This window comes from Micromonospora sp. ATLC20 (genome assembly GCF_057196585.1).
In genome coordinates this window covers 1-19,413 of sequence record NZ_JBXUOV010000002.1, presented here as the reverse complement: position 1 = coordinate 19,413, position 19,413 = coordinate 1, and the positions used below count along the sequence as shown (strand labels likewise).

Here is a 19,413-nt window from a genome sequence, read left to right as displayed (position 1 = left end):
GGAGCTGCCGGCAACACGCCAGCGGTGCGGGCCGGGGAGGAATCCCCGGCCCGCGCCGTTCGCCGGCTCAGCTCCGCGGGATTCCGCGACGCCTCGGCAGCACCACGACCAGGCCGACACCGAGCAGGAGCACGGCGCTGGACCAGAGCAGCAGCAGCGCCGTCACGCCCCCCTCGCCCGTGTTCGGCAGCGACCCATCGCCATTGCCACCGCCATCGCCATTGCCACCGCCGCCGCCTTCGCCCTCGTCACCGGTCGCGGCCCGCGACTTCACCGTGAACTTGGCGACGATCGACGTCGCCGCCGGGCCGGTCACCGGGTCCGCGCCCGCGTTGCACTCGGTGTCGACCTGCGGGTGGTCGAAGACGATGTTGGTGACCGTCAGCGACACCAGCCCTGCCTGCGAGGTGGTGTAGGTCCCGGTCAGCGTCGCGCCGGGCAGGACGGCGTTGGCGTCGATCGCGCCGTACGCCGGGCCTTGGAGGTTGACCGTACCGCTGCCCACCCCGCCGACCTTGACGGTCGCCTTGGGCACCAGATCGCCGGCACCGACCGGCACCGGTCCGCTCTTCGGGCCGGCCGAGAACTTCAGGCGCACCGTCACCTTGGCGCCCCGCCCAGGGTTGCTGGGCGACATGCTCAGCGTGTGCGTGGCGGTCCACGACGAGAGGCTGCTCAGCGTCTTGCAGTTCAGCTTCACGCTCTTCGGGCCGAACGGCTGGGCGGGCGTGTCGACCTCGTCGGTTGCCGTCGGCGGGTCGTCCGTCGCCGACGGCGGGAGCGACAGCGACGGTTTCGCGGAGGACGACGGCTTTGCGGAGGGCGACGGCGTTGCGGAGGCGGACGGGCTCGGCGGTGGGGTCGCGGTGCCGGTACCGCCGACGGTGAAGCTCTCCACGATGGAGGTCGGCGCCGGTGCCGCCTTGTGGTCGCGGTCGCCGGCCGCCGAGCAGTGCGTCGTGGCCGAGGCGTTGGTGAACGTGACCCGCCCGACGGTGAGCGTCGCCGCTCCGGCGGCGGAGGCGAAGTAGGTGCCGGTCGCGGTGATCGGGCCGAGCGGCGCTTCCGGGGCGACGGCCCGCGCCGGGTACGAGGACATCCGCAGCGTCGCGCTGCCGGAGAGGGAGCCACCCAGGGCCAGCGTGACGTTCACCGGCACGTCACCGGCGTTCAGCCCCACCGGCCCGTTGTCGGGGCCGGTCTTCGCCGTGAGCGTGACGGTCACGGTGTCGCCGACCTTCGGCGCGGCCGGTGACTGGGTCAGGGTGAAGGTGTCCTGCCAGACCGTCGGCGAGCTGCCGGTGCCGGCGTCGTTGAAGTAGAGCCGGCAGCCCAGCGTCCCGGCCGTGGGGCCGACCGCCGCGGCCGGCAGCGTCGCCCGGGCGGGGGCCGCCGCCGGGATCGCGAGTAGCAGCAGCAACGGCGCCAGGACGAGCGCGAGCGCTGCCACCCGGACGGGATAACGACCTCGGGTCATTGGGTCCTCCGGTTCCGGTAGGGCATCAGCACGAGCAGGCCGATGCAGAGCAACAGCAGGCCGGAGCCGACCAGCACGGTGACCGCGTACCGGTCCGGGCCGGCGCTCACCGGGTTGGCGTCGACCAGCGTCGGGGTCGACGTGCCGGCTGCGCCCGCCGGCCCGGTCGAGGGTGCCGTGGTGGCTTCCGGCGTGGCCGCCGGCGCCGAGGGCGCGGCGGGGGTCGCGGACGGGGTTCCCGGTGAGGGCTTCTGGGCCGGCTTCTTGCCGAACGTCAACGTCACCGAGACCTTGTTGGCCTCGACCTGGTCGGCGTTGCCGCTCGTAGGCAGAATCTGCGCCGCGACCACGCACTCGCGCTTGGTGCAGTCGAACGCGCCGAACTTCTGGGCCAGCTTCAGGGTGACCGTGGGCAGCTTCCCGCTGCCGTCGGCGTTGACGAACGCGGCCCCGCCGGACAGGTTGCAGTCGGTCGGTCCCTTGAAACCGGCGACGCACTGACCGACGGCGATCTGCTTCAGGTTCGGGGTGAAACCCGAACCGTTGACGATGACCTGCTGCTTGTCCGTCAGCCCGGTGGTCGCGCTGACGGTGAGGGCCGGCGCGGCGAACGCGGCCGGGGGTGCCGCCACGACGGCGAGGCCGCTGCTGGTGGCGAGCAGGGCGGCGAGCGTGAGCGCCCGGCGGCGGAAGGTTCGCACGGCGATCTCCTGACAGGTTCGGCGCAGGCCGGCACGGGCAAGTGGCGGGGCGACGCGGAGCGGGCTCACGACGGCACCGTCGTGCGTTGAGCGGGCACGCCGGAGCGGTTGACGGCGGCGTGGTCGGTACCGAGGTAGGAGCGGACCACGTCGGGGTGGTTGCGGACCTCCTGCGGGGTGCCGTCGGCGATGACCCGGCCGCCGTCCATCGCGACCAGCCGGTCGGCGAGCCGGGCGAGCAGCGGCAGGTCGTGCTCGATGATGACCATGGTGACCCCGAGTTCGTCGTGGATCCGGCGCAGCACCTCGCCCAGCGCGACGCCGTCGGTCTGGGACACTCCCGATGAGGGCTCGTCGAGCAGCAGCAGCGCCGGCTCCAGCGCCAGCAGGCAGGTGATCTCGACGATCCGGCGTGTACCGGTGGACAGTTCCCCGACCAACCGATCGGCGAGCGGGGCCAGGCCCATCAGCGTGACGAGTTCCTCGGCCCGGTGGCGTTTGGCCTGGTCCGGGGCGGTGGCACCAAGAGCTGCGGCGACGAGGCTGGTCGGCGCGGTCCGTTCACCGGCCACCATGACGGTCTCCAGCACCGTCATGGTGGCGAAGAGCCGCGCGTCCTGGAACGAGCGCACCAGCCCGAGACCGGCCCGCCGCTGCGGCGACAGCCCGGTGACCGGGCGGCCGGCGAACAGGACCGCGCCCCGGTCCGGACGGGTGAAGCCGGCAATGATTTCGAACAGGGTGGTCTTGCCGGCGCCGTTCGGGCCGATGATGCCGACCACCTCGCCGGCGGCGACGTCGAGGCTGGCCCCGGCGACGGCCCGCACGCCGCCGAAGGAGCGGGCCACCTCCCGCACCGAGAGCAGCGGCTCGCCGGTCGCAGCCGGTCGCAGCGGGACGGTGCGCGGCGGCAGCGTGATCGGGCCACCGGAGCTGGCGGCCTGCGCCGGCCCGGCCATCTCATCGGTGGCGGACGGTACCGGTGCGTCGCGGCCGCGGGCGATCAGCGCGGCGATCCGGTCACGCAGCCACAGCACCGGCCCGCCGAGTCCGGCCGGCAGCGCAATCACCACGACCAGCCAGACCAGGGTCAGCGCGGCCTGGCCGATGATGTCCAGTTCCAGGAATCCGGGTACGCCGACGATCAGGAACGCCCCGAGCAGCGGGCCGCCCAGCAGCGTGATCCCGCCGACCACCACGGTGGCGACGACGTCGATGCTGGCCGAGGCCGGGAACGTGTTCACGGTGAGCTGGGTCTGCCCGTGGCCGATCACCGCCCCGCCGAGACCGGCGAGCGCGCCCGCGACCGCGTACGCCTGCAGGACCCGCACCGGCACCGCGACGGTGAACGCGCGGGCGGCGTCGGCGTTGTCGCGCAGCGCCACCAGGACCCGCCCGAAGGCACCGGCGCGCAGGTTGGCGGTGACCCACAGGCCGAGCAGCAGCGCCACCAGCGCGAACAGGTAGTAGTCGGTGGCCAGGTCGAAGGTGTGGCCGAGGATGCGCGGCTTGGGCACCTGCGCGCCATCGCCGAGCAGCCAACCCTGCCGCAGCAGGAACGTGCTGGTGGCCAGCGCGAAGGCGAGCGTGGTGACGGCGAGGGCGAGCCCGCGCAGGCGCAGCGCCGGCACGCCGACCGCGACTGCGGCCAGCGCCGCCGCCGCGCAGCCGGCGAGGATCCCCACGAACAGGTTGCCGGTCCGCACGGAGACCTGCACCGACACCGCGGCGCCGATGCCGGCGAACGCGAACTGGCCCAGGGACAGCTCGCCGGCCACGCCGGTGACCAGCCCGATCGACAGGCCGACCAGGGTGAAGCCGATGATCGCGATGAGCACCGAGGCGGTCTCATTACTGATCACGAAGGCCAGCACGGCGGCGACGGCGAAGCCCACCCCGGCGACGACCCGGCCCAGGTTGCGCAGCAGCCAGACCCGCTGGTAGGCGGCGGGCAGCGGCGGCGCGCCGATCCGGCCCCAGCCGCCGTCCTCGCCGTCACGGCGCGCGCGGACCGGCTGGGCCAGCAGCGCGACCAGGATGACCGCGACCAGGGCCAGCTCGACGAGGCCGCCGCTGGACTGACCGGACAGCAGGATCTGCTCCCCCACCCCGATGCCCAGCGAGGCGCCGAACGCGATCGGGACGGAGGAGAACCGGGCGATCACCGCGCCGGCGAGGCCCCGCACCAGCAGGGCCGGGCCGAGCGACTCAATCGACTGGGTGCCCTGGGTCGGCGCCATGAGGATCGCCGAGAAGGCGGCCACAGCACCGGCGATCGACCAGGCCAGGGTCGCCATCCGGGCCGCGGTGACGCCGTTGAGGGTGGCCGCGTCGGGGGCATCGGCGGCGGCCCGGATCGCCAGCCCGAACCGGCTGCGCTTGAGAAACATGGCGAGCCCGACCAGCAGCACCGGAGTGAGCAGCAGCATCGCGGTGAACGCCGGGCCGACCGGGGTGTTGCCGATGGTGAACGACGGCATGCCGGGCGGCGCCGGGAACGCCGGGCCGCTGGCCCCCGAGCTGTTCACCAGCAGGGCGAGCACGAGCACGAACTGGGACAGCCCGAGGGTGGCGATCATGCCGATCACCCGGGGCCGGTGGCGCAGCCGGCGGACCACGCCCAGCTCGATCGCGCCGGAGACCGCGGCGGCGGCGAGCATCCCGACCGGCAGGGCGAGCCAGTACGGCAGCACCCCGTCACCGACCAGCCGGCCGAGCACGGCGGCGCCGAACACCCCGACCGCGCCGTGTGCGAAGTTGACGAACCGGCTGGACCGGTAGACCAGCACCAGCCCGACCGCCAGCAGCCCGTACGTGAGGCCGGTGAACAGGCCCAGCACGATGCGGTCCGGGCCGACGTCGAAACCGCCGATCATCGGATCACCGCCCCGTCCACCGGGGTGGCCTCCGACGCGGGCGCGGCCTGCGCCTGCGGCGCGGGCGCGGTGTCCTCGGCTGGCGCGTGGCCACCGAGCATCAGGGCCCGGACCAGGTCCGGCTGATCGGCCAGTTCACCCGCGGTGTGCTCGGCGACCATCGCACCCTTCTCCATGAAGTAGATCCGGTCGGCCAGCGACAGCGCCACATTGACGGACTGCTCCACCACCAGCACCGAGGTGCCCAGCGCGTTGAGTCGGCGCAGCATCTCCAGCAGGCCGCCGACGACGACCGGGGCCAGGCCGAGCGACAACTCGTCGACCAACAGCATCCGGGGGCGCTGGATCAGCGTCTTGGCGAGCACGAGCAGTTGCCGCTCACCGCCCGACAGGGTGGCGGCGACCTGGTCGCGCCGCTCGTAGAGGCGGGGGAAGACGGCGAACGACGCGTCGACCCCCCGGTGCACCGCGTCGCTGCGCCGGCCCAGCGCGTAGCCGTGCATGCGCAGGTTCTCGGTGACGGTGAGCGAGCCGAACACCGCCTGACCGACCACCGTGGACAGTCCGAGCTCGATCCGGCGGGGCGCGGTCAGCGCGGTCACGTCGACCCCGCCGAGCCGGACCACCCCGGCGGCGGGGCGGTGCAGGCCGGAGAGCACCCGCAGGAAGGTGGTCTTGCCGACCCCGTTCGGGCCGCAGATCGCCACCATCTCGCCGTCGCCGACGCGTACGGCCGCGTCGTAGAGCACCTGGACCGGACCGTACGCCGCGTCGATGCCGGAGCAGGAGAGAGCGGCCGGACGTGCGCCGCTGTGCCTCAGCCGGGCGACCTCCGCCTCGTCGGCGAGCACCCGGGCCAACCGTTCGGCGTCGGCGGCGGCGGTGCGCCGGAGCCGCCGGGCGTAGCCGGCGCCGACCAGCACCGCCGCCGCGGCCACCGCCAACGCCGGAGCGGCGCCGTACCGGGTGTCGAGCAGGGCGAGCAGGCCGGCGCCGCCCAGGCCACCGGCCAGGGACAGCACCGATGTCGCCGCCACGAACGCGGGGCGGGCGTCGGGGTGGAGCACCTCGGCGGCGATGCGTTCGCCCGAGACGGCGAGCGCGACCAGCGCACCGACGGCCACGGCCAGGCCGGATGCGAACAGCACGACGCCGACCGTGGCGGGGGTGGCCCCGACGAACAGGGCACAGGCGGCGACGAGCAACCCCGCCGGGGCTGCGGCGACGGCGAGGCGCAGCGCCCGCTCGCCGCGCAGGAGCACGGCAAGCGCGGCCCCGGCGAGCAGCGCGTCGCCGATGACTCCGACGGCGCCGCGCGGACCGAGGCCGAACCCGGTGTGCAGCACGTCGGCGGCGAAGATGAGCGCGCCGGGCACGATCATGCCGAGGCCGGCCTGGGCCAGCACGGCGGTACGCGCGGTGGGTGGGCGGGTGGCGTTGTCGAACAGGGTGCGTAGCGCCGGCGGCCAGCCGGCGTCGCCCGGCAGTTCCGCGGCGGTCGCCCCGGCCAGCACGCCGAGCGCCGCGAGGACGCCCGCCGCCGCCCAGTGGTACCCGGATCCGCCTGCGGTGCCGGCGGCGAGCAGTGCGGCCAGGCCGAGCCCGTTCAGCAGCCCCACGTGCCAATACCGCAGGGCGGCCGTCGCGGCGGCGATCGCGCGGCCGGACACCACCAGGACCGCCCAGGGCAGTCCGAGCGCGGTGAGCGCGAGCAGCCCCGGCAGCGGGGCGGCTACGTCGACCACCAGCAGCAGCGCGGCGCCCAGCCCGGCGCCGGCGAGCAGCGCGGCGCGTACCGAATGGCGGTGCGGTACCCGCTGCACGACCGCGACGGTCGCGGCCGCGCCGACCACCGCGGCGGCGATCACCGCGGTCAGCACGCTGGTCAGGTCGACATCGAGACCCCGGGCGAGTCCCGCGGCGCCGAGCAGCGGCACCCCGGTCAGCAAGCCGCCGGCCGTACCCGCTCCCCAGCCCGCGCTGCGGGAACGCCATGCCCTCGCACCGTCGCGGACGGTGCCCGGCGGAACGCTCCGGCGGGTGTTGTCATCGGGTCGCAAAGGACACGTCCTCCCCGCGGTAGGTGAAGCAGGCGCAGCCGCTGTCGTAGCCGAACGCCCGGTAGCCGTTCGAGGCGGCGAACCGGTCCGGGCCGAGCCGCCCGGAGAATCCGGTGGCCGGCTGGAACTGCGTGCCGAGCCTGCCCACGGCCGCCAGCCACCGGTGCGCGTTGAGGTTCGCGCCGAGGTCCTTCGCGCCGATCTGCAGCAGCAGGACCGCGTCGCAGTACGGGAAGGCCACGCGGGCGTTCTCTCGGGTGCCGAACGACTCCCCCGCTGCGGCGAAGATGCCCAGGCAGGCTCGTTCGGGGTCGGTGGCGGGGAAGGCGTACTCCCGGTCGGCGACGTCCTGGCTCGGGTTGAAGCCGATGCCCACCGCCCCGGTCAGTGCCTCGCGCGGAATGATGTCCGGGTTGCCGATCAGGAAGCTGGGATTGTCGTAGCTGGAGATGCCGTACCGGGCGGTGAAGCCCTGCGCGGAGGCGGAGGTGAGGAAGAAGGAGGCCAGCCGGGTCCCGCCGAGGAAGAAGACCCGCTCGACGCGCTTGGCCCGCAGGTCGACGGCGGCCTGGTTGAGCCCCGTGTTGAGGGTGCCCAGGTCGGTGGAGTCGATCCAGGCCACGGTCGGGGTGATTCGCCGCTGCTTCAGGTACGGCACCACGTGCTGCTCGTACATCGCGCGGTTGGCCGGTGCGTCGACCGCGACGATGCCCGCCTGCCGGGCACCGTCGAAGAAGCCCTGCGCGGCCAGCGCCGGCAGGTACGCGCGCACGAAGTCGTCGTACGCGGGATAGGCCGGGGCGAACAGGTATGGCGCGAGGCGCTGGCTCGTCGCCTGGTCGATGGTGATCAGGGTGGCGTCGAGCACCAGGGTGTGCCGCTGTGCGTAGCAGGGGCGGGCGTTGGCCTGCAACTGGCCGGTGAGCACGACCGCGAACGCGCGGTCGTCCTGGGTGATCTGGTTGCAGAGCTTCTCCTCGGCGGCCGGTGAGTCGTCGCTCGCCTCGTAGTTGCGGAAGATCGCTCGCATCCGTCGGCCGGCGATGCCGCCGTTGGCGTTGACGTGGCTTTCCAGCGCCCGCATCTGGCGTACCGGGTCGCCGGCCGAGGCGGTGTTGAACCCGGTCAGGTTCGCCGTCTTGGTCAGGTCGGTGCCGACGAACACGACGGTGACCGCGTCGGCGGTGACGCCGGGCCCGACGCCGGTGCCGTCGGCGCCGCCCACTCCGGGCAGCACCGCGCCGCAGCCGACGAAGGCGAGCAGCGCGGCGACGGTGGCGACGGCCGCCCGTACCGTCAGGGCCCGGTCCCAGCCGGTGGTGTGGGTGCCAGGATCGCGGCTCATCGAGGGCTCCCGAGGTAGGTGTCGAGCGCGGCCAGGTCGATCACGGCGGCGGCGCTCTGGCTGCCGGCGCGTGCTCCGGCCGGCGTGGCCGCGCCGGGGCGGGCGGCGAGCACCGCGTCGAGGGCGGTGAGGTCGATGACCGCGGTGCCGGCGGCCTCGGTACCGGATCCGTTCGGCAGTCCGGCGTCGCCGAGCAGGTCCCGCAGCGCGGCGACGCTCAGGTGGGCGTTGGCCCGTCGACGTAGCCGGCCGGCGCCGGGAGCGTCGTCGAAGACGAGGTACGCCCCGAGCGAGCTGACCCGCACGACGGACGGCAGCAGCGTGCCGGCCGGGGCCGTCGCGGGCAGCGGCGGGCGGTCGCGGCGGTTGGCGATGCGCCGGGCGATGCCCACGACGATCAGCGTCCCGCCGAGCAGGTGCACCAGGAACAGGGCCCACGGGTACGTCCGGAGCGTCACCTCGGCCGGGCCGAACCCGCCCAGGTCGGCCTGCACGGTGTACCGGCCGAACGCGGCGAACGGGGTGGTGACGGGCACCCGGTAGGTGCGTGTCTCGCCCGGCCGGACGCCGCCGGCACCGGGTGTGCTGATCCGGTCGCCGCCGCCGTCCTTGCCGATCCGGACGTTGAGGGGCGGGTTGGGCAGCGGGTGCGGCCCAGGGTTGTGCACGGTGTAGACGAGGGTCCGGGTCGCGGCGGCGCCGAACAGGCTCCGCCAGCCCGGTCGGCCGGCGATCCTCGCCTCGACCAGGTCGAGGCGGACCGGGGCGGCCGAGACGGTGGGGGTCTCCCCCATGGTGTGCCCGGTGAGTTCCAGCGGCGCGTCGACCTGGCCGCGCGCGGTGCCGCCGACCAGCGTGGCGTGCACGACGCACGGGCAGGGCACCGGCGGGGTGCCGAGCACGAGCTGCACCGAGAAGGTGCCGTCCGGGCGCACCGGAACGGCCAGGGCGGCCCGTGTGTCGCAGGAGGCCGAACCGCCGACGGCGAGTTGCCCGCAGGTGACGAGCTGGACCAGTGCGCCGCCGGGCCAGCCGGTGCCGTTCACCCCGAGCCGGTCGCCCGGTGCCGCCGCCGGGGCTGCGAGGGTGAGTTCCTCGGCTGCCCACGCCGGCGCGGTGGGCAGTGCCAGCCCGATGACCAGCCCGCAGACGACGGCGATCAGGGTGCGTCCGATCCTCGTCATCCGGCCTCCGCATGCGCGCGGACGCGTCGGACGCCGCGGGGGCGGGCCACCTGGGCGCGGCGGTGCCTGCGCCAGGCCACGACCGCGGCGGCGATCAGCGCGGCGAGTGCGGCGACGCCGGTCCAGGAGACGACGACGGTACGGGTGGTCCGCACCGTGAGCACGCCGCCGTCGGCCTTCGCCGTCACGGTGGCGGTGACGAGGTCGACCGGCCACAACCCGGTGAACCGGGTACGCATCCGCGACTCGGCGCCCGGAACCAGGTCGAGCTGTCCGGTGGCGCCACGCTGGTGGATCCGGTGTCCGAACATGCCGGAGGCGGTGACCGTGATGGTCGGGGCGAGGCGCAGGTTGCCGGTGTTGGCCAGGGTGTATTCCAGGGCACCGTCGACCGGCGTGGGCAGCCAGGGCGTCGGGTGGTCCAGATCCAGGTCGGTGAGGTTGAGGCCGGGCGTCTCCGGCCCGGCGATCCGCAGGTAGATGCGGGCGCCGACGGCCCGCTGCACCGCGACGGCGACGCCGTTGTGCTCGCTCCGACCGCCCGGGACGGACTCCATCGCGACGATGCCACCGATGTGGTCGCCGGGACTGGCGTTCGTCGGGATCGTGATGGTGAACGGGATGTCGGCCTGCGCCTTGGGCGGTAGCACCACGGTGCCGGCGCCGACCACCGTCCACACCCCGATGTCCGACTGCTTCTCGGTGAGCTGGCGCAGCGCGAACCCGCCGTCGCGCGCGGTGTTGTAGGCGTCCGCGCCGTACACGGTGAAGGTGCGCTCGGTGTCGGTGCGGTTGATCACCCGCACCGAGTCGGTGAGGGTCCGGCCGGGGGGTGACTCGAGGAAGAAGTAGAGCCGGGGGGTGGGCCCGGCGTTGGCCGGCGGGGTGGGCACGACGGCCCACTCGCCGTTGTCCGCCGCGACGGCCGGCCCGATCGGGACGACGGTCAGCGCGATGGCGGCGGCAGCGGCGGCGAGGACTGCCGCGCCGGTGCGGAGGCGGCGTGGCCAGAGGGGGTGACGCACGCGGTTCCACCCTTCGACTGGTTGGTGTGGGGGCGGCCGGCTCGGCCGGCCGCCCCCACCTCGAGGCGGTCCTCAGCTCAGGGTGAGGGTGAGGGTCGCGGCGTAGGTGCCGGCGAGTTGGTTCGCCGGCACGGAGAGGGTCAGCCCGGCTGAGGCGTCGAAGCTGCCGCCCGTACCGGTGGCGCTGGTCGGTGCGGAGCAGAGCGTCGCCGCGTCGACCGTGCCCGGGGTGCCAGCCACCGCGGTGACCGCGTTGGTCGCGCCGGCGGTGTCGACGCAGGCCGGTGTCCAGGACAGGTTGCTCTTGGCGATGGTTCCGCCCGGGGTGCCGGTGAAGTCGGTGACCGTGCCGACGAGGCTCCACCCGAAGGTGCTGCCCCGGTGGTCGGTCACCGTGACGGTCGACAGGTTGCCCGTCGCCGTCTGTACGCTGCCGCCGACGGTGACGCCGGAGAACGGGATGTTGCCGGTGCCGGGGGCGCGAGCCATCGACAGGTTTCCGGCGGTCACGGTCTCCGACAGGTTGTACGACAGGGTGCAGTTGCCGGTCGTGGCCGAGCCCGTCTTGGCGGTGCACGAGTCAGCCGATCCGGTCCAGGCGGAGATTGCGAACAGGGCGCCGGACTGCGCGCCGACGTACGCGGTGGTGCTGTCCGTGACGGTGAAGGTGGCGTTGATACCACCGGTGGCGCCGGCCGTGGCCGTCGTTGCCGGGTCGCTCGTCGCGGGCGGCGGCGGGGCGCCGGTGAGCGCCTTGTAACCGCCGATCGTGACGGTGCTGCCCGGGTTCCAGTTGGTGCCGGTGACCGTCACCACGGTGCCGGAGCCGCCACCGCTGGGGGTGATCGCGATGCTCGGCGAGCCGAGGATCGTGATCGGGACGGAGACCGTGTTGGTACCGTCCGAGACCGCCACGGTACGTGCTCCCGTGGTGGCGCCGCTGGGCACCGTGAGCGTGCCGGTGCCGGCGCCGGCGGCGTCGGTCGTGCCCGTGCCGGCGCCTTCGGCCGTTCCGGTGCCGTCGGCCGCGCGCAGTGTCGCGGTCAGGGCGGTGGACGGCGCGAGACCGGTCACCGCGTAGTTGATGACGTTGCCGGCCCGGGCAGCCCCGGTCACGGTCTGGCCGGTCACCGAGGTGACCGAGACCGTGCCGCCGAAGACGGTGAAGTTCTCCACGATGGAGGTCGGGACCGGTGCTGCCTTGTGGTCCCGGTCGCCCGCGGCGGAGCAGTACGTCTTGGCGATCGGGTTGTTGAGGATCACCCGGTTGACGGTGAGCGTCGCGGCTCCGGTCGCTCCGGCCACATAGGTGCCGGTGGCGGTGATCGGGCCGGTGGGGGTGTTGCCGGGGATCGGACCGGCGGGGTAGTTGGTCTGCTGGAGGGTGACCGGGCCGCTCTGCGAGCCACCCAGCGCCGCCTCCACGACGATCGGCACATCACCGGGGTTGATCGCGACCGGGCCGTTGTTCGGACCGGCCGCCGCGGTGAAGGTCACCGTCACGGTCTGCCCCGGGCTCGGCGTCGCCGGCGTCTGAGTGAGCCCGAACGAGTCGGCCCAGTTCGTCGGCGAGCTGCCGGTACCGGCGTCGTTGAAGTACAGCCGGCATCCCAGGTTGCCCGGGGTGGGGCCGTACGCCTGCGCGGGGGACACGCAGACCGCGGTCGCGGCGGCGGCCAACGCCGCCACGCCCACCGCTGTTGCCGTAGTTCTGAGCAATCCCATTGCGGTCCCGCTCTCCTTCCTGTGGGGAACGGTGCGCCCCTTGCTGCTGTTTCGCTAGTGGAAACAACAGTTTCCAAAATTGGATAGGTTCATAAAGGCAGCCAGCCAGCCCTCCTGTCAATAGCCGGACAGGCGATTTGACGCCGGCCGATGTGATCGACTCCGCGGACCACCGAAGCGCCGGCGGCGTGTTCCGCGACACGGCCTTGGCAGGGGGCCCGAGATGGGGCAGAGTATGGAAACGGCGTTTCCATAAGGAGGTCCAGGTGCGCTACGTGATCATCGGGTGCGGCAACGTCGGCATGGAGCTGGCCCGTCGTTGGGTCTCGGCCGGCCACCAGGTGATCGGCACCACCACCTCCCCTGAGCGGGTGCCCGAGCTGGCCCCCGTCTGCACCGAGGTGGCGATCCTCCGTGGCAGCGACCGTCCGGCCGTCGAGCGGGTCACCCGGGACGCCGACGCGGTCGTGCTCACCGTGAGCCCGCGCATCGCCCGAGCCTTCGACGCCGACCAGCGCATCGCCGAGTACGCCGACACGCTCACCGCGTCCGCGCGCACCGCCGCCGCCGCGCACCCCCGGGTGGTCTTCACCAGTTCGGTGTCGGTCTACGGTGCCGGCCAGGGCGCGCTGGTCGACGAGGCCACCCCGGTCACCGACGACCCGGACGCCTCACCCCGCAACTTCATCGCCGCCGAGGCCGCCGTGCTGGCCGCCCCGCGCGGCGCCGCGCTGCGGATCCCCGACGTGTACGGGCATCCGCGCGACCTCGACTATCCGACCCGGGTGAAGCTGGCCCACGAACTGCTCGGCGGCAGTGTGCCGTTCTCGGCCGAGGCCCTGCACTACCGCATCGACTACCGCGACGCCGCCGCCGCGCTGGACTTCGTGGTGACCCGCGACCTCACGGGCGTGTTCAACGCGGTACCGGACGCGGTCGTGCCGCAGACCAACCAGGCCGTCCTCGACGAGCTCTGCGCCGCCGGGGGCTGGCCCGCGCTGACCTACCGGGGTGAGATCAGAACCCCGTTCGTGCCGATCAGCTCCGGCAAGCTGCGCGCGGAGGGCTTCACCTTCGCGCACTGAACGCATTCGTTCACTGTGGACGCCAGGCCGGAACCGGCTCAGTTCGCGGTCCGCGCGAGGTGACGCCCGACCAGCCGGCCGAAGGCCATGGCCGGCGTCAGGCACATGCCGGAGCAGAACGCGTTGCCGTTGACAGCGGCGGAGCCGATCACCTCACCGACGGCGAACAGACCGGGAATCGTCGTGCCGTCCGCACGGCGTACCCGCAGCAGCTCGTCCACGTCCAGGCCGGCGAACGTGATCAGGGTGACCGGATGGTTCTCCAGCGCGTAGAACGGCGGCTCGACGATCGGCGCCGGCAGGTGCGTTCGGCCGAAGTCGGCATCCCGGCCGTCGGCGACGAACCCGTTGTAGCGGGCCACCGTGGCCGACAGCCCCGCCGGGTCGATGCCGGCCAGCCCGGCGAGTTCCGCCAGCCCGGACGCCCGGTGCACGCCGCGCCGCCGGCCGCACTGGGCGTCCAGCTCGGCCGCGCTCCAGCCGTGCACCATCGGGTACGACTCGCGTAGGGCACGGGCGTCGAAGACCGTCCAGAAGGTCATCCGGTCCACAGTGGTCAGCAACCGCTCCTTGCGGTCGATGCTGGGCTCGTCCTCGGCGATCCAGCGACTTCCGGCGCGGTCGACGTAGATCTCCCAGGGCGGCCGCTCCGGCGCCACCAGGTGCGGCCGGTGCGCCCAGTCGACCCGAAGGTCGCCGTCGACCGGGGGCAGCCCGCCGAAGGTGGGGATGTAGCGGCCCAGGCCCTGCAGGCCGGCGCCGACCGACCGGCCCATGAGCAGGCCGTCGCCGGTCGAGGTGGGCGCCGCCGAGGTGGTCAGCGGCGCGCCCTCCAGCTCGGCGAACAACTCCGGCGCGTACCCGAATCCGCCGGTGGCTAGCACGACGGCGGGTGCCCGCCACCGCGCGCCGTCGGCGGTGGCCACCCCGACCACCGCGCCGCCCTCGGTCAGCAGCTCGGTGACGCGCACCTCGCAGCGCAGATCGATGCGGCCGGCGGCCCGATGCGCGTCGAGCATCGGTCGCAGCACGGCCAGAATGGCCGGACCGCCGGGGACGGTGGTGGCGTGGACGGTCCGCGGCGTGCGGTATGGCTCGTGCCCGTACACGATGCGGGGCGTGCCCGGATCGACTGTGAGCCCGGCGGCGAGCAGCCACTCCAGTACCGCCGGCTGTTCGCGCAGCGTCAGCCGGGTCAGGTCGGCCCGGGCGGTGCCCCGGCTGATCCGCCAGACGTCGTCGAAGTGCCGCTCGGGGTCGTCGCTGATGCCCCGCTCATGCTGCAGCGAGAAGCCGCCGGCGGACAGGTGCCCGCCGGAGTACGGCAGGGCGCCTCCAACGTCCGGCGCCTTCTCCAACAGCAGCACGGTGCCGCCCGCGTCGGCGGCGGCGATGGCACAGGCCAGGCCACCCGGCCCGGCGCCCACAACGATCGTGGTCGGCACATCCACCTCCGGCACTCCCGATGCGTTTCCGTGGAAGTGACAGTGTTTCCATAAAGTCGGACGCCGTCAAACGTCCGCGCATGCCCGCCGACGGGTGGAGGGCCGTTGGGCCGCCCAGCGATCGTTCCGAGCACCGCGGGGTGCGACCGGGGTTTTCAGTCCACCGGGTGGTTGGGGATCCTCGATCGGACGGCCAGGCCGTACAGGCAGACCAGCCCGGCCAGAATGCCGAACAGGACGAACGGGCCGGCGGGGCGCCAGTTGTCGTACAGGGTGCCACCGGCGGCGAACGCGATCATGATGCCGATGCCGCCGCTGAGCGCGAACGTTCCGATGACCGAACCCCGGGTACGGCTGGGAGCCTGTTCGGCGATCAGCACCTGACTGGAGATGACGGCGCTGACCTGGCCGAGCCCGATCAGTGCGGCGACGGCGTAGCCGAGCGGGCTGAACGGGTCCCCGACGAAGATCGTGGCGGTGTAGCCGAGGGCTGCGGTCCCCAGAGAGATCAGCACCGCGTCGGTGCGGGACAGCCGGTCGGCGATGATGCCGATGGCCGGTGCCCCGATCAGCGCGATGCCGTTTGCCACTCCCAGCAACAGACCCGCCTTGGCCAGCGCCTCGGCCTCGCTGAGCCCGAGGTGCTGGGTGCCGTACTGCTGTGCCCAGAGGGTGAGGTAGGCGCCGACGAGCGCCAGGTCAGCTCGGGCGACGAAGGCGCTGAGGTAGGCGAAGGAGACGCCGGGGCGCCGGGTTTCGGCTACGCCCTCGCGCAGCAACCTGGGGATCGGGATGTGCTCGGAGTGCGTTGTCGCCAGCCCGCCCCGGAGGGTGAGTCGCATCAGGATCGCGGTGAGCAGGGCCAGCCCGCCGACGACGAGGTAGGTCGCCCGCAGCGCGGCGATCGTGTCCATCCCGATGCCCTCGAAGATGTCGGGCAGTTTGATCAGCACGAAGAACGTGACGAGCGCGCCGAGACCGTTGCAGAAGCCGAGGATCCCGTTGGCCCTGCCGCGGGTGGTGTCCCGGACGTAGTCGGCGACCACGGCCGTGAGCATCACGGTGACCATCGCCACTCCGACGGCGGCGACACCCCGGGCCAGGTAGTAGGGCAGGACCGAGCCAAGGAACGGTGCCATGCCGACGCCGAGGCCGAGCAGAATGTAGCCGCCGACCACGATCGGGCGCCGTCCGAGGCGGTCGGACCAGGCACCGGCCAGGCCGACCGCCGCGATCAGGACGATTTCGCTGATCAGCCCAGCGGTGCCCACGATCGAACCCTGCTCCCCCTTGGGCACACCCAGGACGGAGGTGAGTAGTGCCGTCTGCGCGGCCGGGATGAACGTGAACGTCATGATCGACGTCAACGCCAGCCAGTAGTACCCGCTGATGTTGGTCCGGGTCGTGCCCGGTGAGAGCTGAAGTGGGCCGAACCTGGTGGTCTGCTCGGCGGCCCCCGGCGGGGCGGCGGTGTCTTCCTGGCTGCGATGCACGCTGGCCCCCTGCCCTGTGACGGCATGAATGGAAACACTGTTTCCACACACTAGCGGGTCAGGGCCCGGACGTGATGGCGTCGGTGTGGCGCATTTCTCGCCACCCGGTCCCGGTCCGGCGCCGTCGACCCGTCCCCGGTTGCGCGACCGGCGGGCTCAGGACGCCGACGACGCCGCAGGCGTGTGCGAACGGAAAGCGGGTCAACGGCCGGAAGCGGTTGGTGCGCCCCGCCTGGGGCAGCGCGAGCCCGCGCTTCGCATCCGGCCGTCGTCGCCGGCTGGATCGCCGAGACCCAGGCAGAACGCGGTTCGGGTCAGGTGGTGCCGCGGACGACGAGCGTCGTCGGCAACACGGTCGGCTTGGGCGGGTCGTCGCCGCCGTGCAGCATGGCGACCAGCGCCTCGGCGGCGGCCGTACCGAAGCCGGGCTTGTTCTGGGCGACGGTGCTGAGCCCGGGCGGGATCAGCGCGGCCACCTCGATGTCGTCGAAGCCGACAATCGCGATGTCGTCGGGGATCCGTAGGCGAGCCGCCTGGGCCGCCCGCATCGCGCCGACAGCCATCTCGTCACCGGCGACGAACACTGCGGTAGGGCGGTCGTCGAGGGCGAGCAGCCGGTCCATCGCGGCGTGACCGCCGTCGAGATAGAAGTCTCCCTCGACGACGTGGCCGTCGGCGAGCGGCAGGCCGGCTCCGGCCAGCGCGGCCCGGAAGCCGACGAGCCGTTCGGCTCCCGGCCAGGTTCGCAGCGGGCCGGTGATGGTGGCGATGCGCCGGTGACCGCGTTCGACGAGGTGGCGCACGGCGAGCGCCGCGCCGCCGGCATTGTCCGAGGTGATGTAGGTCGACGTCGGGCCGTCGACCCGCAGGTCGAGAGCGACGCACGGCACCTGGGCTTCGACGAGGGCGAGCACGGCCGGGTCCCGGGTGCCGTTGTCGATGATGACCGCGCCGTCGAGGTTGTGCTGGCGGACGGCGCGCACGTATCGCTGCCCGTCGTCGGGCCCCGCCGCGTCGTGGCCGGCGAGCATGAGCAGGTTCAGCCCGTGCGCGCTGAGCGCCGTCTTGAGCGCGACGAGGATCTCCTGCAGGAATGGGTGGCGCCATCCAGGGCGGCGATGGTCGGTGTCCCATACCAGGCCCACCATGTTGGATTTCTTCGTGGCGAGCGTCCGGGCCGACCCGTTCGGCAGGTAGCCGATCTCGGCGGCCAGGTCGAGGATGCGCTGGCGGGTGTGCTGGCTGACGACCTCGGGGGTGTTGAAGACGCGGGACACGGTGGCGACGGACACGCCGGAGCGGCGCGCCAACTCCCTGATAGTGGTCAATGTGGTGCCTCATCTGTAACCGGTTTCACGACCGTAGCGCCAGCGATGTCCGCCGGTCAACCCGCATCGACCGTTACCGTTTCTTAACTTGACACCCCCTAGCGGAATCCGTTCACACTTCCCAGGAAAGGCGCTCGCCGGCGCTCACCCGCAACTCGGCCGGCATCCGATCTTCATCTAACTCCACCCACCCCCACCACCATCGCTACGCCGACAATGTAACCGGTTTCAGGTAACCGGTTACATCGCACGAAAGGGTTCCCTGGCATGCACCCAAACCGACTGTTGCGACTGGCGGCGGCCACCCTGGCCGCCGGAGTACTGCTGACCGCGTGTGGCACCGGCACCGAGGGAGGTTCCGGCGGCGGCAACGAAAAGATCACCCTGAACGTCAACCTGTTCGGCAACTTCGGGTACCAGGACCTGTACGCCGAGTACCAGAAGTCGCACCCGAACATCACGATCCAGGAGCGCACGGCCGCCTACAACGACCACCATCGCGACCTGATCACCCACCTGGCCACCGGCTCCGGCGCGGGCGACATCGAGGGCGTCGACACGGGCTTCATCGCGCAGATGCGCGAGCGGGGCAACCTCTTCGTCGACCTGGGCAAGGACCGCCAGTCCGAGTACCTCGACTGGAAGTGGGCGGCGTCGCTGGCCAAGGACGGCAAGCAGATCGGGTACGGCACCGACGTCGGCGGCCTGGCCATCTGCTATCGGCGTGACCTGTTCGAGAAGGCCGGCATGCCGTTCGAGCGCGACCAGGTGTCGGCCGCCTGGGGCAGCGGCTGGGACCAGTACATCGAGTTCGGCAAGCGGTACGCGGCGAAGGCCCCGGCCGGCAGCGCCTTCTTCGACGGCGGAGGCCAACTGTTCAACGCCATCATCGGCCAGGCCCCGGTCGGGTACTACAACGAGGACAACGCCATCGTCGTGGGCACCAGCCCCGATGTCCGAAAGGCCTGGGACCTGACGGTGAAGGCGATCCAGAGCAACCTGTCGGCCAAGCTGATCGGCAGCTCGCAGGAGTGGAACAACGGCTTCGCGAAGGACCAGTTCGCCACCATCGCGTGTCCGGCCTGGATGATGACCAAGATCAAGGACCAGGCGAAGCACGCCGCCGGCAAGTGGGACGTGGCGAGCGTCCCGGGCGGCGGCGGCAACTGGGGCGGCTCGTACCTCACCGTTCCCAAGCAGGGCAAGCACACCGAGGAGGCCAAGAAGCTCGCGGCGTGGCTGACCGCCCCGGAACAGCAGGCCAAGGTGTTCACCGCGCGGGGCAACCTGCCGTCCATCCCGGCGCTGTACGACAAGCCCGACATTGCCCAGTACAGGGACGCCTTCTTCAACAACGCACCGGTGGGCCAGCTCTTCACCACCGCGGCGAAGCAGCTCAAGCCCCAGTACCAGGGCCCGCGAGCCGGAGACGTGCAGACCACCATCCGCGACGCCCTCGTCCGCATCGAACAGGGCAAGCAAAGCTCCGACGATTCCTGGAAGCAGATGGTCAGCGACGTCGAGCGCCTCGCCAAGTAACTCGACCCGGGGGGGGGGGGGGGGGGGGCGGGCGCGGGGCCCCCCCCCCCCCCCCCCCCGACGAGGCACCCCGGGTGGCGGACTGCCGCCGCCCGGCGGTGCTGCGCCGGCGGCTGACCGCGCTACGGGA

Annotated in this window: 13 protein-coding genes; 2 read left to right on the top strand and 11 right to left on the bottom strand. The window is 72.8% G+C overall.

The window, feature by feature from the left end; all coding sequences use genetic code 11:
• Nucleotides 1-67 precede the first annotated feature (67 nt).
• From AC2CHG_RS00950 to AC2CHG_RS00915, 8 genes are all read right to left on the bottom strand, one after another.
• Nucleotides 68-1,450: a hypothetical protein gene (locus tag AC2CHG_RS00950; RefSeq protein WP_357210063.1), complete on the bottom strand. Its 1,383-nt coding sequence runs from the start codon at nucleotides 1,448-1,450 to the stop codon at nucleotides 68-70.
• A gap of 23 nt (nucleotides 1,451-1,473) precedes the next feature.
• Nucleotides 1,474-2,178: a neocarzinostatin apoprotein domain-containing protein gene (locus tag AC2CHG_RS00945; RefSeq protein ID WP_357210060.1), complete on the bottom strand. Its 705-nt coding sequence runs from the start codon at nucleotides 2,176-2,178 to the stop codon at nucleotides 1,474-1,476.
• Nucleotides 2,179-2,243: 65 nt separating this feature from the next.
• Nucleotides 2,244-5,054 carry an ABC transporter permease subunit gene (locus tag AC2CHG_RS00940; protein WP_357210058.1) on the bottom strand — a complete coding sequence of 937 codons (2,811 nt, stop codon included), beginning with the start codon at nucleotides 5,052-5,054 and terminating at the stop codon, nucleotides 2,244-2,246.
• On the bottom strand, nucleotides 5,051-7,003 hold the full coding sequence (locus tag AC2CHG_RS00935; protein ID WP_484523963.1) for an ABC transporter ATP-binding protein: 1,953 nt from the start codon (nucleotides 7,001-7,003) through the stop codon (nucleotides 5,051-5,053). The genes AC2CHG_RS00940 and AC2CHG_RS00935 overlap by 4 nt, the downstream gene beginning before the upstream one ends.
• Nucleotides 7,004-7,100: 97 nt before the next feature.
• Nucleotides 7,101-8,459, bottom strand: coding sequence for a type 1 periplasmic-binding domain-containing protein (locus AC2CHG_RS00930; protein WP_262013746.1), 1,359 nt, complete (start codon nucleotides 8,457-8,459; stop codon nucleotides 7,101-7,103).
• Complete coding sequence (locus AC2CHG_RS00925; RefSeq protein WP_484523962.1) at nucleotides 8,456-9,643, bottom strand: hypothetical protein; 1,188 nt, start codon at nucleotides 9,641-9,643, stop codon at nucleotides 8,456-8,458. Before AC2CHG_RS00925 ends, AC2CHG_RS00930 begins: the two co-directional genes overlap by 4 nt.
• Nucleotides 9,640-10,668 (bottom strand): hypothetical protein, encoded by a 1,029-nt coding sequence (locus AC2CHG_RS00920; protein ID WP_484523961.1) that lies wholly within the window; start codon nucleotides 10,666-10,668, stop codon nucleotides 9,640-9,642. Before AC2CHG_RS00920 ends, AC2CHG_RS00925 begins: the two co-directional genes overlap by 4 nt.
• A 72-nt stretch (nucleotides 10,669-10,740) precedes the next feature.
• Nucleotides 10,741-12,393 carry a hypothetical protein gene (locus AC2CHG_RS00915; protein ID WP_484523960.1) on the bottom strand — a complete coding sequence of 551 codons (1,653 nt, stop codon included), beginning with the start codon at nucleotides 12,391-12,393 and terminating at the stop codon, nucleotides 10,741-10,743.
• 266 nt (nucleotides 12,394-12,659) lie between these two features.
• Here AC2CHG_RS00915 and AC2CHG_RS00910 point away from each other — a divergent pair, with 266 nt between their 5' ends.
• A complete protein-coding gene (locus AC2CHG_RS00910; RefSeq protein ID WP_262013742.1) occupies nucleotides 12,660-13,478 on the top strand; it encodes an NAD(P)-binding domain-containing protein in 819 nt (272 codons plus the stop codon).
• A 38-nt stretch (nucleotides 13,479-13,516) separates the two neighbouring features.
• On the opposite strand, the gene AC2CHG_RS00905 is transcribed toward AC2CHG_RS00910, so the two are convergent.
• From AC2CHG_RS00905 to AC2CHG_RS00895, 3 genes are all read right to left on the bottom strand, one after another.
• Nucleotides 13,517-14,929 carry an FAD-dependent oxidoreductase gene (locus AC2CHG_RS00905; protein ID WP_484523959.1) on the bottom strand — a complete coding sequence of 471 codons (1,413 nt, stop codon included), beginning with the start codon at nucleotides 14,927-14,929 and terminating at the stop codon, nucleotides 13,517-13,519.
• Between the two features lie 149 nt (nucleotides 14,930-15,078).
• Nucleotides 15,079-16,416: an MFS transporter gene (locus AC2CHG_RS00900; RefSeq protein ID WP_484523958.1), complete on the bottom strand. Its 1,338-nt coding sequence runs from the start codon at nucleotides 16,414-16,416 to the stop codon at nucleotides 15,079-15,081.
• Nucleotides 16,417-16,730: 314 nt separating this feature from the next.
• Nucleotides 16,731-17,744: a LacI family DNA-binding transcriptional regulator gene (locus tag AC2CHG_RS00895; protein WP_484523957.1), complete on the bottom strand. Its 1,014-nt coding sequence runs from the start codon at nucleotides 17,742-17,744 to the stop codon at nucleotides 16,731-16,733.
• 267 nt (nucleotides 17,745-18,011) lie between these two features.
• On the opposite strand from AC2CHG_RS00895, the gene AC2CHG_RS00890 reads away from it, so the two are divergent.
• On the top strand, nucleotides 18,012-19,283 hold the full coding sequence (locus AC2CHG_RS00890) for an ABC transporter substrate-binding protein (protein WP_484523956.1): 1,272 nt from the start codon (nucleotides 18,012-18,014) through the stop codon (nucleotides 19,281-19,283).
• The last annotated feature ends 130 nt before the right edge of the window (nucleotides 19,284-19,413 follow it).

What these genes read in the sequence shown, in the direction of transcription:
- AC2CHG_RS00940 (WP_357210058.1), bottom strand. Translation starts at nt 5,054, where the DNA reads ATGATCGGCGGTTTCGACGTCGGCCCGGACCGCATCGTGCTGGGCCTG.
- AC2CHG_RS00890 (WP_484523956.1), top strand. Translation starts at nt 18,012, where the DNA reads ATGCACCCAAACCGACTGTTGCGACTGGCGGCGGCCACCCTGGCCGCC.
- AC2CHG_RS00925 (WP_484523962.1), bottom strand. Translation starts at nt 9,643, where the DNA reads ATGACGAGGATCGGACGCACCCTGATCGCCGTCGTCTGCGGGCTGGTC.
- AC2CHG_RS00930 (WP_262013746.1), bottom strand. Translation starts at nt 8,459, where the DNA reads ATGAGCCGCGATCCTGGCACCCACACCACCGGCTGGGACCGGGCCCTG.
- AC2CHG_RS00915 (WP_484523960.1), bottom strand. Translation starts at nt 12,393, where the DNA reads ATGGGATTGCTCAGAACTACGGCAACAGCGGTGGGCGTGGCGGCGTTG.